The organism is Citromicrobium bathyomarinum (assembly GCF_038594485.1).
Classification (GTDB): Bacteria; Pseudomonadota; Alphaproteobacteria; order Sphingomonadales; family Sphingomonadaceae; genus Alteriqipengyuania; species Alteriqipengyuania bathyomarina_A.
Genome location: NZ_JBCFZG010000005.1, coordinates 85,190 through 99,842, shown reverse-complemented (window position 1 = coordinate 99,842; position 14,653 = coordinate 85,190). Strand labels below are relative to the sequence as shown.

Annotated in this window: 8 protein-coding genes; 4 read left to right on the top strand and 4 right to left on the bottom strand. The window is 64.7% G+C overall.

Going from position 1 to position 14,653, the window contains the following annotated elements:
* Positions 1 to 8: 8 nt before the first annotated feature.
* Positions 9 to 3,581 carry a hydantoinase B/oxoprolinase family protein gene (locus AAG591_RS11135; protein ID WP_342531393.1) on the bottom strand — a complete coding sequence of 1,191 codons (3,573 nt, stop codon included), beginning with the start codon at positions 3,579 to 3,581 and terminating at the stop codon, positions 9 to 11.
* Positions 3,582 to 3,803: 222 nt separating this feature from the next.
* On the opposite strand from AAG591_RS11135, the gene AAG591_RS11130 reads away from it, so the two are divergent.
* On the top strand, positions 3,804 to 6,488 hold the full coding sequence (locus tag AAG591_RS11130) for a M1 family metallopeptidase (protein WP_342531358.1): 2,685 nt from the start codon (positions 3,804 to 3,806) through the stop codon (positions 6,486 to 6,488).
* A gap of 171 nt (positions 6,489 to 6,659) precedes the next feature.
* Here AAG591_RS11130 and AAG591_RS11125 read toward each other — a convergent pair whose 3' ends face one another.
* From AAG591_RS11125 to galE, 3 genes are all read right to left on the bottom strand, one after another.
* The gene (locus AAG591_RS11125; protein WP_342531357.1) at positions 6,660 to 10,244 is read right to left on the bottom strand and encodes an ABC transporter permease/M1 family aminopeptidase; all 3,585 of its coding nucleotides are present in this window, start codon (positions 10,242 to 10,244) and stop codon (positions 6,660 to 6,662) included.
* A 12-nt stretch (positions 10,245 to 10,256) separates the two neighbouring features.
* On the bottom strand, positions 10,257 to 11,150 hold the full coding sequence (locus tag AAG591_RS11120) for an ABC transporter ATP-binding protein (protein WP_342531356.1): 894 nt from the start codon (positions 11,148 to 11,150) through the stop codon (positions 10,257 to 10,259).
* A 139-nt stretch (positions 11,151 to 11,289) separates the two neighbouring features.
* The gene (gene galE, locus AAG591_RS11115; protein ID WP_342531355.1) at positions 11,290 to 12,333 is read right to left on the bottom strand and encodes a UDP-glucose 4-epimerase GalE; all 1,044 of its coding nucleotides are present in this window, start codon (positions 12,331 to 12,333) and stop codon (positions 11,290 to 11,292) included.
* Between the two features lie 351 nt (positions 12,334 to 12,684).
* Here galE and AAG591_RS11110 point away from each other — a divergent pair, with 351 nt between their 5' ends.
* The 3 genes from AAG591_RS11110 (at position 12,685) to AAG591_RS11100 (ending at position 14,648) form a co-directional block, all read left to right on the top strand.
* Positions 12,685 to 13,152, top strand: coding sequence for a response regulator transcription factor (locus AAG591_RS11110; RefSeq protein WP_342531352.1), 468 nt, complete (start codon positions 12,685 to 12,687; stop codon positions 13,150 to 13,152).
* A gap of 9 nt (positions 13,153 to 13,161) precedes the next feature.
* Positions 13,162 to 13,308 carry a LuxR C-terminal-related transcriptional regulator gene (locus AAG591_RS11105; RefSeq protein ID WP_342531350.1) on the top strand — a complete coding sequence of 49 codons (147 nt, stop codon included), beginning with the start codon at positions 13,162 to 13,164 and terminating at the stop codon, positions 13,306 to 13,308.
* Between the two features lie 113 nt (positions 13,309 to 13,421).
* Positions 13,422 to 14,648 carry an acyl-CoA dehydrogenase family protein gene (locus tag AAG591_RS11100; protein WP_342531348.1) on the top strand — a complete coding sequence of 409 codons (1,227 nt, stop codon included), beginning with the start codon at positions 13,422 to 13,424 and terminating at the stop codon, positions 14,646 to 14,648.
* The last annotated feature ends 5 nt before the right edge of the window (positions 14,649 to 14,653 follow it).

Genomic DNA, 14,653 nt, shown 5'->3' with positions numbered 1-14,653 from the left:
GAAGAAGGTCATGCTCCTTCCGGGCCTGTCTCGCCGAAGCCGCCGCCGCCCGGCGTCAGGATGACGAAGGCATCGCCGGGCTGCATCTCGGCAGACTGGGTGGCGGAGAGTTCCTCTCGCGAGCCATCGGCGCGATCGACCCAGTTGCGTCCAGGCTGCGCGTCGCCTCCGCCGCAGAGGCCGCGCGGCGCGACCCTTCGTCGATTGGCAAGCATGTTGGCGCGCATCTCTTCGAGGAAGGTGATTTGCCGCTCGACCCCGTCGCCGCCGGTATGGGCACCCTTGCCCCCCGAGCCGCGCCGGATGGCGAAACGGTCTAACCGTACCGGCAGGCGCGTCTCGAGGATTTCGGGATCGGTCAGGCGGCTGTTCGTCATATGCGTCTGCACCGCGCTGGTCCCGTCGTGGTCGGGCCCAGCGCCCGAGCCGCCGGCGATGGTCTCGTAATACTGGTGGCTCTCGTTGCCGAAGGTGAAGTTGTTCATCGTCCCCTGCGACGGCGCCAGGCGTCCTGTGGCGGCGAACAGCACATCGGTGACGACCTGGCTCGTCTCGACATTGCCCGCGACTACCGCCCCGCCGGGGGCGGGGTTGAGCATCGAGCCTGCGGGAACGACCAGCTCGACCGGGCGCAGGCATCCGTCGTTCATCGGGATCGCATCGTCGATCAGGGTGCGCACGACGTAGAGCGAGGCGGCGCGCGTGATCGAATGCGGGGCGTTGAAGTTGTTGGGCCGCTGCTCGCTGCTGCCGGTGAAGTCGAACACGGCCGAGCGATCCTCACGATCGATCCGGATCGCGACCTTCACGACAGCACCGCTGTCCATCTCGTATTCGAAACTGCCGTCGTCCAGCTTGCCCAGCAGGCGGCGAACGCTCTCCTCCGCATTGGAGAGGACGTGGCCCATGTAGGCGCTGACGACCTCGCCGCCCTGATCGCGGGCGGCGGCTTGCAGCAGTTCGGTCCCGCGTGTGCAGGCGGCGAGCTGCGCGCGCAGGTCAGACAGGTTTCGGTCGGGGTTGCGCGCGGGATACTTCGCCGAAGCGAGCGCTTCGCGCACCGCATCCTCGCAGAAGGTGCCTTCGTCGACCATCAGGAGGTTGTCGATCATCACCCCCTCTTCCTCGATCGTCCGGCTTTCGGGCGGCATCGAGCCGGGGGCGATCCCGCCGATATCGGCATGATGGCCGCGTGCTGCGACGAAGCCGTCGGGCTCTTGGGCCCTATCATCGTAGAAAACGGGCACGATCACCGTGATGTCGGGCAGGTGGGTGCCACCGTGGAAGGGATCGTTGAGCACATAGGCATCGCCGCGCCGGAAACCGCGCCCGTCGCGCGCTTCGCCGCGTTGTTCGATCACGCGGGCGATGCTGTTGCCCATGCTGCCCAGATGCACGGGGATATGCGGCGCATTGGCGATCAGCGCGCCTTTGCGGTCGAATAGCGCGCAGGAGAAATCGAGCCGCTCCTTGATGTTGACCGAGGTCGCGGTGGACTGGAGCACGACGCCCATTTCCTCAGCGATCGCCATGAACAGGTTGTTGAAGATCTCCAGCCTGACCGGATCGACTTGGGTGCCCGCCGCGCGGTCGCGCTCCAGCGGCGCGGTGCGGCTGAGGACGAGACTGCCTTCTTCGGCCAGCTTCGCCTGCCAGCCGGGTTCGATCACGGTTGTCGAGCCGGGGTCGATAATCAGCGCCGGGCCATCGACCGTATCGCCTGTCCCCAGCGCTGCACGCGCGACCGTGCGCCAATGTCCCGTGGCTGCGCCTTCGACGGCGATCGGCTCTGCAACGGCTTCTCCGAGCCCGCCCGAGATGCCGCTGGCTTCGACGCTCAGCGCCTCGATGATGATCGGTGCCTCTGCGTCCGAATAGCCGAAGCGCTGGCGATGGAGGATGCGGAACGCGGCATCCATCGCTTGCGGTTCGGTACAGTCGACAGTCAGCGTCGAATCGCTGCCCTTGAAGCGCAGGCGCGCGCGGCTGTGCAACTCGACCGCATCGGCGGCGATCCCCTGTTCGACCAGCGCGGCCCGGGCTTCGTCTTCGAGCGAGGATAGCTCCGCTGCAAAGTCTTCGCCGAGCTGGCGGACAAGGCTGACTTCGCGGATCGCCTTCACCGGGGCGAGGCCGATCCCGTAGGCGGAGAGGATGCCCGCCAGCGGGTGAACCAGCACCGTCTCGATGCCCAGCTCGTCGGCGACCTTGCACGCGTGCTGTCCGCCCGCGCCGCCAAAGCAGGCGAGTGCATAGGCGGTCACGTCGTGCCCGCGCGCGACCGAGATCTTGCGAATGGCATTGGCCATGCTGTCGACCGCGATGGCGAGGAAGCCTTCAGCGATGTCCTCCAGCGATTTCGGCTCGGGCAGCGATGCGGCGATCTCTTCCAGTCGGGATTTGGCGGCTGCCGGGTCGAGCGGCTGGTCGCCCTCGGGGCCGAAGACGCTGGGGAAGAACGCCGGGTCGATCCGGCCAAGGAACAGGTTGCAATCGGTCACGGTCAGCGGACCGCCCTTGCGATAACACGCCGGCCCCGGATGCGCGCCCGCGCTCTCCGGCCCGACGCGGAAGCGCGAACCGTCGAACGAACAGATCGAGCCGCCCCCCGCCGCGACCGTGTGAATCTGCATCATCGGCGCGGCCACCCGGACGCCCGCGACCACGCTGTCGCCGGTCAGCTCGTATTCGCCCGCATAATGCGCGACATCGGTGCTGGTCCCGCCCATGTCGAAACCGATCAGCTTACCATGGCCGAGCGCCTCGCCGGTCGCGACCATCCCGACCACACCGCCCGCCGGGCCGGAGAGGATCGCGTCCTTGCCGCGAAACGCCCCGACCTCGGCCAGCCCGCCGTGCGACTGCATGAAGCGCAAGGTGCCGGTTTCGGGCAAGCCTGCCTGAAGCCCGTCGGTATAGCGGCGCAGCACGGGCGAGAGGTAGGCATCCACTGCGGTGGTGTCGCCGCGGGGGATCAGCTTGATGAGCGGCGAAACCTCGTGGCTGACGCTCACCTGCGCGAACCCAAGCGCGCGCGCTAGCTGTGCCAGACGCTTTTCGTGCTCGCGGTGGTTCCAGCCGTGCATGAGCACGATGGCTAGCGCGTCGTAGCCTTCTTCGCGCAACGCGGCGAAGTCGCGCCGGGCAGCGTCGAGATCGAGCGCGCGCAGAACCGTGCCATCGACTGCGACCCGCTCGTCCACTTCGACCACGCGAGAGGGCAATTGTTCGGGCAGGACGATATGGCGGGCGAAGATATCGGGCCGTGCCTGGCTTCCGATCCTTAGCGCATCGCCGAAGCCTCGCGTGATCGCGAGCGCCAGCCGCTCTCCCTTTCGCTCCAGCAGAGCATTCGTCGCCACGGTCGTACCGATCCGCATCTCGGCAATCGGGGCTTCGCCATGGCGCTCCATCAGTCGCCGGACCGACTCGCTCGCTGCGTCATCGTAGCGGCCCGGGTCTTCCGAAAGCAGCTTGTCGGTCTCCAGCCGCCCGTCGGGTGCGGTGGCGACGACATCGGTGAAAGTGCCGCCACGATCGATCGCGAAGCGCCAGGTTCCGGGCTGTTCGGATTGGGGCATGAAGTTTTGGGTGTTCTCCGTCAAAAAGTCGCGCACCGGCACCTTAGTCCCCAGCATCCGCATCGCAAGGTCAGCCTGAAAAAGTACTAGCCCAGGCATGGGCCTGTCCCGGCGCCGATGCGGAGACATCAGGCCGGCGGATACCCGGTCTATTGTCGCTTGGAGGACTCTCCGTCGCGAGCTACAGACCGGCCGCAGTCAATCAGCATACGGAGTCCTTGCGTGCGTATTGCCCATGTCACGAGCCTTGCCGCCCTCCTTCTCGCAGGGACCAGCAGCGTTGCTGCCCATGCCCAGGCCACTCCGGCACCTGTCGCGGTCGCGCCGCTGCCCGACTCGATCACGAGCGACCTGCCGCGAAATGCCGCCCCGACGCACTACGCCATCACCGTAACGCCCGATCTGGAAGGGCTCAGCTTTGCCGCGTCGAGCAGCGTCGATTTCGAATTGTTCGAGGCCAGCCCCACGATCACCCTCAATGCGAACAACCTCGACATAACCAGCGCACGCCTCGTGCCGGCCGATGGCGGCGCGCCGATCAAGCTGACGGCGACGACCGATGCGCAGCGGCAGACGGCCACGTTCACGGCGGACGAAACCCTCGCGCCGGGACGCTATCGGCTGGAAACCGATTACACAGGTACCATCAACACGCAGGCGAACGGCCTGTTCGCACTCGATTACCCCGACGCGCGTACCGGCGAAGACGTGCGCAGCCTGTTTACGCAGTTCGAAGCGCCCGACGCGCGGCGTTTCGCCCCCACTTTCGACGAACCGAGCTACAAGGCCACGTTCGACCTGGCCGCAATCGTGCCCGAAGATCTGATGGCGATCAGCAACATGCCTGTCGCCAGCTCCACCGCGCTGGGTCAGGGGCGCAAGAAGGTGGTGTTCCAGACGACGCCCAAGATGTCGTCCTACCTCCTTTTCTTCGGGCTCGGCGATTTCGATCGGCTCAGCACCATGGCGGACGAAGGAACCGAAGTCGGTATCGTCGCGCCTGCGGGCAAGGGCGAGCAGGGACGCTTCGCTCTCGACGAACTGGCCAAGCTGCTGCCCTATTACGGCGACTATTTCGGCGTCGATTTCCCGCTTCCCAAACTGGACAACATCGCCGGGCCGGGCAGCTCGCAATTCTTCGGCGCGATGGAGAACTGGGGGAGTGTCTTCACCTTCGAGCGGATTCTGCTCGACGATCCGACCATCACATCCGCCGGGACGCGCCAGTCGATTGCCGAAGTGCAGGCGCACGAGGTTGCGCACCAGTGGTTTGGCGACCTCGTGACGATGGCATGGTGGGACGACCTCTGGCTGAACGAAGGTTTCGCCAGCTGGATGGAGACCAAGGCGACCGATCATCTCCACCCCGACTGGTATCCGCTGCTGGGTCGCGTCGGTGGCCGCGAGGCAGCGATGGGACTCGACGGCTTCGCCTCGACCCACCCGGTCGTGCAGAAGATCCGTACCGTCGAGGAAACCAACCAGGCCTTCGATGCGATCACCTACCAGAAGGGTGAGGCGGTCATTTCCATGCTCGAGGCCTACGCCGGCGAGGATACCTGGCGCGAAGGGCTGCGCACCTACATGCGCGATCACGCTTACGGCAACACGCAGAGCGACGACCTGTGGGGCGCGATCGAGGCCGCCGGGGCACCGGGGCTGACCGAGATCGCGCACGACTTCACGCTGCAGCCCGGCATTCCTCTGGTGAAACTGGACAGCGCGACCTGCTCTGCAGGCGTGACCCGGATCACCCTTTCGCAGAGCGAATTCAGCCGCGACCGGATGGACGAAGTCGCTGCCAACCCGCAGGCATGGCGTGTGCCGTTGCTGCTGACGCACGGATCGGGCGAGGGGACCCGCGAAGTTCTCCAGGGCAAGGCGACCTACAGCCTCAAGGGTTGTGGGCCGGTGATCGTGAACGGCGGTCAGCTCGGCTATTTCCGCACGCTCTACACGCCCGAAATGCTGTCTTCGCTGACGAAGGGGCTGCCCGGCTTCCAGCCGATCGACCAGCTCGGGCTGCTGGCCGACAATATGGCGCTCGCCTATTCAGGCTACCAGCCGCTTGGCGCCGCGATCGACCTGCTGGCCGCAGTGCCCAAGGATGCGAACCCGCTGGTCGCCACCGCAGCCGCGGGCAGCTATTCGCAGCTGGCGAGCCTGCTCGATCGGGCGAGCGATGCCGAGGGCGAACAGGCGCAGCTGCTGGCAATGGTGCAGGATCAGTTCGGCGCGCGGCTTGCCGCGCTCGGCTACGATCCCAAGGACGGCGAGCCCGTGGCCGATGCTAACCTGCGCAGCGCGCTGCTTGGGGTGATGGCGGCGATGGGCGATCCGGCGGTTATCGCCGAGGCGCGCCGCCGCTTTGCTATGCTTGCAGACGATCCGCACGCACTCGACGGGCCACTCAAGACGACCTGGCTGGGAATTGCCGGACGCAATGCCACGCGCGAGGACTGGAACCTCATCGTGCAGCTGGCGGACGACGCGACCAGCGCGGTCGAGCGTAGCACGTACTGGTCGCTCGCCGGTGCAGCCGAGGACGACGCGCTCGCCCGCGAGGCGCTGCAGCTGGCGCTGACCGAACGGCCGGGGGCGACCGATAGCGCGCAGATCATCGCATCGGTATCGCGTCGCCACCCCGAGCTGGCTTACGATTTCGTGCTCGATCACCTGGAAAGGGTCGATGCGCTGGTCGATGACTCGGCACGCAGCCGGTTCATTGCCGGTCTTGTCGGCGGTTCCTACGATCCCGCAATGCTCGCCAAGCTCGAAGCGCTGCGGGCCGATCTGCCCGCCGACCAGCAGCGGCCCCTCGACCGTGCGATTGCCAGCCTGAAGGACCGGATCGATCGCGATCCGCGAGTGCAGGCCGAGCTTCGCGCATGGCTGGCGTCGCGCTGACGACGTAGCGGGGCACGCTCGCACGCAGAGCGAGAGTGGGATGGTCCCACCGACCGCTGCGGGATAGGCAATGCGGGGCGCGACGGTGTAGAACCGGCCGCGTCCCGCATTTACCCACCAAGCACTGTTAGCTGACGCAGGCCCGGCTTCAGGCGGGGTCTGCGACGCCCCCTATTCGGTGGCGACGATGTTATCGTCGGAGTTGCGGTCGATATATTTGTTGTAGGGATCGATGCCGACGAAGGCGGGGCGCGTCTTCGTGACGACGGTGATGTCCTGACTGCCCGAGCGGATCGGATAGCGCTTCATCGAGATCACGTCGCCCTTGTCGAACGCGCCCAGCCCCGGCTTTTGCGTGAACAGGCCGATCTCGATCGAGTCCTTCAGCAGGGCCTTGCGCTCGCGCCCTTCGCCATCGGCGTAGAACTTGTCCGCATCGACTTCGATCTGCGTTTCGAACCTGCCGTCGGCCAGCTTGCGGACCTTGGCATTGTCGACCTTCAGATCGTACAGCGTGATCCGCTTGAGCAGGTCGGTCACCAGCTCGCGTTCGCTCTCGTTCCGCGCGAGTGACATGAACCCGCCGACAAGATCGTTCGCATTGGCGTAGGGCGCACCCTTGAAGCGGTATTTGTCGAGCAGCCCGGCCAGCATCTCGTTCACGCGGTCTTCGCCCAGACGATCCTGCAGCAGGTACATGACCACGCCGCCCTTGCGGTAATGGATGTAGCCCTGGTTCTCGACCCGTTCGAGCGGCAGTTCCTCGATCGCTTCGCTGCCGCGTGCGGAAAGGTAATTGTCCAGCTCGTATTTCAGGAAGCGGCGAATGTTATCCTCGCCATACAGCTGCTTCATCACCATCAGCGCGGAATACTGCGCCATGGTCTCGACGAGCATGGTGCTGCCCTGCTGGTCGGAGCTGATCAGCTGGTGCGCCCAATACTGGTGGCCCAGCTCGTGCGCGGTGACGTAGGTTACGTAGTCGATGTTCTCCGCATCGGCATTGTCGGCGATAAAGCCGATCGATTCGGAGAAGGGGATCGTCCCGGCGAAGGCCTGCGCAAAGCTTGCATAACCCGGAAACTCGACAATCCGCGCATAGTCGAACTGGTACGGGCCGAAGTGCGCCTGATAATAATCCAGCGCGGCTTCCATCGCGTCGAGCATCCGCTCCACATTGAAGTCGTGGCCGGGGTTGTAATAGATTTCCAGCGTCACGCCGCCGTGCTGGCGCCTTGCGACCTCGTAATCGGCCGACTGGACAGAGAAGAAGCCGAGGATCGGCTGCTTCGAGACGAAGCGCGCGACGCGCCGGTCTCCCTCGACCGTGTCCGAAACGCGCCGTCCCGGTGCGATCGGGGTCTGGCCCGCCACGGTCGAGAGCGTGATGTCGGAGGTGACCCACGGCGCATTGCTTACATAATTGCGATTGCGCGCGCTTTCGTCCTCAAGCTTGGCCATCCGCAGCTCGGCGGGCAGGTCGTACTTGCGGCGGGTCGCCCGGTCGCTCAGCAGGCCGGAACGGTCCATCCCGATCTGCGGCATGAACGAGCTGTTTTCGAGGAACGCGCCGTTCTTCACCATCCGTGTATCGTCGCCACTGGCGCGCATTCCTCGCTGCCAGCGCCGGGTGGCGAAGGTGAACGCGCTCTTCGCCCCCGGGGCCAGCGGGGTGTCGAAGCGATAGATGCGGTAACGGTTTTCCTTATCGTTCATCGCCAGCTTCGCGCCGGGGACTTCGATGTCGCGGATTTCCGAATCCGGATCGGCCATGCGAAGGTGCAGCTGTTCCAGCGGCTTGCCGGTATCGTTGACGAAGGCCACACGTCCGCGGGCCTCCATCCGCTTGTCGTCGGGATAGAGATCGACCTGCATCTTCACATCGGTCGCGGTTGGCTGCGGCAGGGTTTCGTACTTGAGGTACTTCTTCTCGTACGCGGCCAGCGCGGCCTCGTTATCGTCGTTGGTGCGGTATTCGTTCACGACGTTCATCTGGTAATAGATGTAGCTGCCGGTCAGCGCTGCGACGAGCAGCGCGGAGGCGAGGATCGCGCCCGAGGGGGAGGCGAGCCGCCGGGGCAGCCGCTTGAGGCGCGGCAATAGTGCGCCGTCCGCTCCGCGTCTCCACAGCAGGTGGGCGAGCACGGCAAGCGCGAGCGCGATCGCACCCCAATACAACCGCAGCCACCAGCCGGTCGACCAGCCGACATTGGCACCGTTGATGTCGGAAATCTGCATGCTGCCGGTATCGCCATACATGTACAGCGGATGCTCGAAGCCGAGGCTGCTCATCACGATGGTACCGATGAGGTACAGCACCATGACGCCCCAGCCGACGAACTTGTTGGGGCTGAGCGCCTGGACGAAGATCGACAGGATCGCGATCAGGATCATGTCCACCGACAGCGGCAGGACATACCAGGCGAGATACTTGCCGATCTCGAGATCGGTGTAGCCGCGCATCAGCTGGATCAGCATCGCACCGACAACGGAAATCAGCAGGGTGGCGATGAGTACGAACGAGACCGCGATGGTCTTTGGCACGAGGTAGGACCAGCCGGGGACCGAGGTGGAATCGATGATCTCGTGAAACTTGCGTTCACGATCCCGCCAGACCAGCTCGCCGCCATAATAGATTGCGATGATGACCGGGATAATCGCGAATGAGCCCATCAGCGGGCCGATCATCGCGAAGGTCATCGGGCGCGCGGGCGTGCCGTAGATATCGTTGCCGAACCACAAGCCGCCGAAGGCGTTGAACAGTCCGATCAGGAGCAGCACGAAGAACGCGGGGCTGCGCAGGACCTGACCCATTTCGAACTTCGTTCGCGCCCACATCCGCGCCCAGCCTGCCTTGTCGGGCGTGGGTTCCGGCAGGGTGTCGACCAGCGTCGGCTCCTTGCGGGCGAGCTTCGCCTCTTTCTTCGCAGCCTTGCGGGCCTTGCGCGCAGAGATCGCCTTACTGGCAAAGCGGAACCGCCAGTAGGCGAGCGCCAGCGCGAGAAACGCGACACCCAGCCAGATCGCCCGATTGGCGAGCAACACGCCGTAGATGGGCGGGACCAGCGTGTTCGATTCCGCAGCGGTCCAGTATCGCGTCGCGTTGGCGAAGGCAGCCAGTCCGAAAGGCTCGACCAGGCTTGCCAGATCGCGAAATTCGGGCTGCGTGCCCACCACCGACATCAGCGTGGCATACAGCACCAGGAACAGCACCACCGCGATGTAGGTGTACATCATCGAGCGAGTGATGGTGGCGACGGCGAAGAACAGCGCGCTGACCATGAAGATGCTCGGCAAGGCGAACACGACATAGGCAACGGCGTAGTAGCTGAAGTGGTTGGCCCCGATCGTCTCGGGGTCGAGCCACGGCATTAACGAACCGATGAAGATGCCCAGCGGCACCACCAGAAAAGCGAGCGCGGCGGCGATGAACGCGCCGGTGAAGCGCCCGAAGAGGTAGCTGAACTTGCTCACCTGGGTGGATCGGATCAGCGGGCCGAAGCCGCTTTCCTCGTCCCGCACGATCACATTGGCGACGAAGGCCGTGGTGACGAACATGAAGAACAGCGTCAGGATCAGGTGCATCTGCACGATCGCGACCGGCGAGTTCAGGTTGACGTTGCCGCCACCGCCGATGGTGATGTTGTCGCTCGCCATCGCGCCGAAGGTCAGCAGGAAGAAGATGATAGTCGCGACCCAGAACACGGGGTTGCGCAGCTGGTAGCTGAGCTCGAAGCGGGCAATCTTGCCGAACATTGTCAGGCCCCCTTACGCGGCGATGTCGGCAACGGGACGGCGCGAGGTCGCGAGCGCGGAGAAATAGACATCCTCCAGCCCCCCTTCCACCGTGCGGAAGCCTGGCTCCGGCGCGCCGTCGGACAGGACGTGGATGATCGTCTGCCCCGCGAACAGGCGGGTCGAGATGACCTCGTACTTCGCGCGCATCTCGTCGAGTTCGCTGCGGTCGATCGTCTTGGCCCACACGGTGCCGCGTGCCTTGTCGATCAGCTCCTTCGGCGCGCCCTGAAGGCTGATCTTCCCGTCGATCAGCACCGCCATGCGCGGGCACAGGTCGGCGACATCCTCCACGATATGGGTGGAGAGGATCACCACCACGTTCTCGCCGATCTCGGCCAGCAGGTTGAGGAAGCGGTTGCGCTCTTCGGGGTCGAGCCCGGCGGTCGGCTCGTCGACGATGATCAGGTTGGGGTTGCCGATCAGCGCCTGCGCAATGCCGAAGCGCTGGCGCATCCCGCCGGAAAAGCCCGCGATCGCCTTTTTGCGCACGCCCCACAGATTGACCTGATTGAGCAGCGTCTCGACCGTCGCCTTGCGATCCGAGGTGGAGGAGATGCCTTTGAGAACAGCCATGTGGTCGAGCATGTCGTAGGCAGACACGCGCGGATAGACGCCGAAATCCTGCGGCAGATAACCAAGCTGCTTGCGCAGTTCCTCAGGATTTTCGAGCACGTCGATGTCACCAAAGCGGATGGTGCCCGAACTGGGCGTCTGCAATGTCGCGACGGTGCGCATCAGAGTGGACTTGCCCGCGCCATTGGGGCCGAGCAGGCCGAACATGCCCTTCGGGATCAACAGCGTCACATCGTCGAGCGCGCGCACGCCGTTGGGATAGACATGCGTGACATTCTGCAGTTCGAGCATTGGTATTCGACTCCCCTTTGATGTCGGGAAGCTAACACAATGCAATGGCGCGCCTAATGACGCAGATCGGAGCGACTATGCGACTGGTCGAAGAATTGCAGCGCCGGTGGGCGAGGGGGGGACAGCGCTTCGCCCGACGTCAGGCGGCGGACTGGCGGACGGCGGGGAGGCGTTCTTCCCATGCCAGCGCGTGCTCGACGATCGTGTCCAGACTGTCGTAGCGCGGGGCCCACGGCACGGTGGCGCGCAGCAGGGCGCTGTCCGCGACCAGTGCAGCCGGGTCGCCCGAGCGCCGCTCGGAGTAAATCCGTTCGATCCGGCTGCCCGCCACCCGGTCCACCGCATCGAGCACTTCGAGCACCGAGAACCCGCGCCCGTAGCCGCAATTCATCGTCAGCGAATGGCCCGGCTCGGCGATCAGCGCGTCGAGCGCGAGCACATGCGCCGCCGCCAGATCGCTGACGTGGATGTAGTCGCGCACGCCCGTGCCGTCGGGCGTTTCGTAATCGGTGCCGAACACGCTGACGCAGTCGCGCTTGCCCAGCGCGGCTTCGACCGCGACCTTTATGAGATGCGTGGCGCCTGCGGTCGACTGCCCGGTGCGCGTGCGGGGATCGGCCCCGGCAACATTGAAGTAACGCAAGGCGCAGAAATTGAGCGGATGCGCATTGGCGGCGTCGGCCAGCATCTGCTCGGTCATCAGTTTCGACCAGCCGTACGGATTGATCGGCACCGTCGGCGACTGTTCGGTGACGGTCGTGGTGTCCGGAACGCCGTAGGTCGCGGCGGTGGAGCTGAACAGGAAATGCGGCACGCCCGAGATAACGGCCGTCTCGATCAGGCTGCGGCTCTTTGCGGTGTTGTTGTCGTAGTACCAGAGCGGCTTTTCGACCGACTCGGGCACGATGATCGATCCGGCAAAATGCATGATTGCGCCGGTGCCTTCGCCCATTCCCTGTTCGGCGAATATCCGCATCAGCAGGGCACGATCGGCAATGTCGCCATGGTAGAAGGGGACGTCGTCGGGAACGGCGAAGCGAAAGCCGGTCGAAAGATTGTCGATCACTGCGACGGGGCGGCCCGCATCGCGCAGTGCATGAACCGCGTGGCTGCCGATATAGCCTGCTCCACCCGTCACCAGCACCGGCATGTCGGACGAACCCCCGATGCGCGCTATGCGCATCCCATTCACGTGGGTGCGGCGATCTGTCGATGCGCTTGCTTGGGAGCGAGAGCCTTGCATGAACTGCACCCTAGCGCGCGAGTGCTTTCCAAGTTTTTAAGGTTCGCCGAGTTTGCCAGCGAACTCCTTCCTTATGCATTGCCAGATGGCGATCGGGCATGCGGGGGGGATTCGCACCCGAAACGGATGCTCTCGCCCGCGGGCAGATACCTAGGCGATTTGCTGGGCGGCCCCGGACAAGCAACAGTAATTGCTCCACATTGGTAGTACCTCGTATTTCTGCGAGCCGCATGAACGCGGATGCTCTGTCGCGTGGTCAGGGGTGGCCACGGCAACGGGGACACGGTGGGTATGCGGGGCAAAGTGGGACTGATCGAGCCGGACGACACATTGCGGCCGCAGGTTTTGAGTTCGCTGGCGGGCGCGGGGCTTCAGGCCGAACCTTTCGAGAGCGTGCGGGAATTCCTGTCGTTCGGTGGGGACGAGGGCTATGCGGTGTTCGTTGCGGACGAGCGGCTGGACGCCCTTTCGGTCAGGGAACGCCTGTGCAGCGACGGCAAATGGCTCGCAGTGATCGGATATTCCTCTCGCCCTGAGTTGCGCAGGGTCGTCGCCTTCATGCGCAGCGGGGGCTATGACTACTTCGCGCTCCCAATCGACATCGTAGAACTTGCGCGCAGCCTGTCGCAGCTTGGCCAGGGCCGGTCCGAATACGCGACCGCGCGTCGCCGTGCCGCCGAAGCGCGCACTCGGCTGCGTGCCCTTTCCCCGCGCGAGGGCGAAGTGCTCGAACACATGGCGGCGGGGCGTTCGAACTAGACGATCGGCATGGATCTCGGGATCAGCCCGCGTACGGTCGAGATTCACCGCGCCAACATGCTCTCCAAGCTTGGCGCAGGCTCGTCGACCGAGGCATTGCGGATGTACTTCGAAGACACGCTGCTCAACGGCTCTGCGGGCGATCCAGCGCAATAGTCTCCGACAGACCTAACGCTACGGGTTCCTCGGGTGCGAAGAATCCACTTTACGCACGCGTAAGGTCACGCCTAGGTTCGGCTTCACAAATCGAACGGTATGGGAGAGATACCATGGCGAGTGCCGCCGAAGCAGACGCCCAAAATAACACCGGGTCCAGCGATCTGGATGCCTTCCGCGAAGAAGTGCGGGCATTCCTGGCAGCGAATTTTCCGCCCGAACTGCGCGGCAAAAGCAATATCCTCAGCAGCGTCGAAGAGGCGGGCGAAGAAGGCTCCGCCGAAAAGGCCTGGCGCGTCGCGATGGGCGAGAAGGGGTGGGGCACGCCTACCTGGCCCAAGGAGTACGGCGGCGGCGGGCTGACCCGTAAGCAGGCCCGCGCGCTCGAAGAGGAAATGGCCAAGGTCGGCGCATGGAACCCGATCGGCGGCATGGGCGTGATGATGCTCGGCCCCACGCTGCTCGAATTCGCGAGCGAGGAACAGAAGCACGAGCATATCCCGCCGATCTGCAAGGGCGAAATCCGCTGGTGCCAGGGCTATTCGGAACCCAACGCCGGCTCCGACCTCGCCAATCTGCAGACGATGGCGGAGGACAAGGGCGACCATTACCTGGTCAACGGGCAGAAGACCTGGACCAGCGGCGGCCAGTGGGCGGACAAGTGCTTCTGCCTCGTGCGCACCAGCCGCGCGGACAAGCACAAGGGCATCTCGTTCCTGTTGATCGACATGCATGCGCCCGGCGTCGAGGTGAAGCCGATCAAGATGATTTCGGGCATGAGCCCGTTCTGCGAAACCTTCTTCACCGATGTGCAAGTGCCCAAGGAGAACCTCGTCGGCGAGGAAGGTCAGGGCTGGACCATCGGCAAGAAGCTGCTGCAGCACGAGCGGACCAACCTTTCGGGCGGCGGCGCGCTCGCCGCGCTGAACGCGCAGCCGCTGCACAAAGTTGCGGAACGCTACATCGGGCTGGGCGACGACGGCAAGCTGGCCGACGCAGAGCTGCGCGTGAAGATCGCCGATTTCGAAATGCGCTGGAACGCCTTCCTGCTGACCGCGCGCCGCGCGATGGAGGAAAGCAAGGCGGCTGGCGGTGTGTCCGACATCAGCTCCATCCTCAAGAAATCGGGGACCAAGCTGGGGCAGGAACGCGCCGAACTGATGATCGAGATCATGGGCTATCGCGGTCTCGGCTGGGAAGGCGAAGGCTTCGAGCAGAAGGAGCTGGACGGCGTGCGCGCCTGGCTCTTCGGCAAGGCGACCACGATCTACGGCGGGTCGACCGAAATCCAGAACAACATCATCGCCAAGCGCATCCTCGGGATGCTGGATCACCAGTAAGGGAG

Bases quoted from the DNA above. Each gene is read 5' to 3' on its own strand.
- AAG591_RS11135 (WP_342531393.1), bottom strand. From the start codon at position 3,581: ATGCCCCAATCCGAACAGCCCGGAACCTGGCGCTTCGCGATCGATCGT.
- AAG591_RS11125 (WP_342531357.1), bottom strand. From the start codon at position 10,244: ATGTTCGGCAAGATTGCCCGCTTCGAGCTCAGCTACCAGCTGCGCAAC.
- AAG591_RS11120 (WP_342531356.1), bottom strand. From the start codon at position 11,150: ATGCTCGAACTGCAGAATGTCACGCATGTCTATCCCAACGGCGTGCGC.
- galE (WP_342531355.1), bottom strand. From the start codon at position 12,333: ATGCGCATAGCGCGCATCGGGGGTTCGTCCGACATGCCGGTGCTGGTG.
- AAG591_RS11110 (WP_342531352.1), top strand. From the start codon at position 12,685: ATGCGGGGCAAAGTGGGACTGATCGAGCCGGACGACACATTGCGGCCG.
- AAG591_RS11105 (WP_342531350.1), top strand. From the start codon at position 13,162: ATGGATCTCGGGATCAGCCCGCGTACGGTCGAGATTCACCGCGCCAAC.
- AAG591_RS11100 (WP_342531348.1), top strand. From the start codon at position 13,422: ATGGCGAGTGCCGCCGAAGCAGACGCCCAAAATAACACCGGGTCCAGC.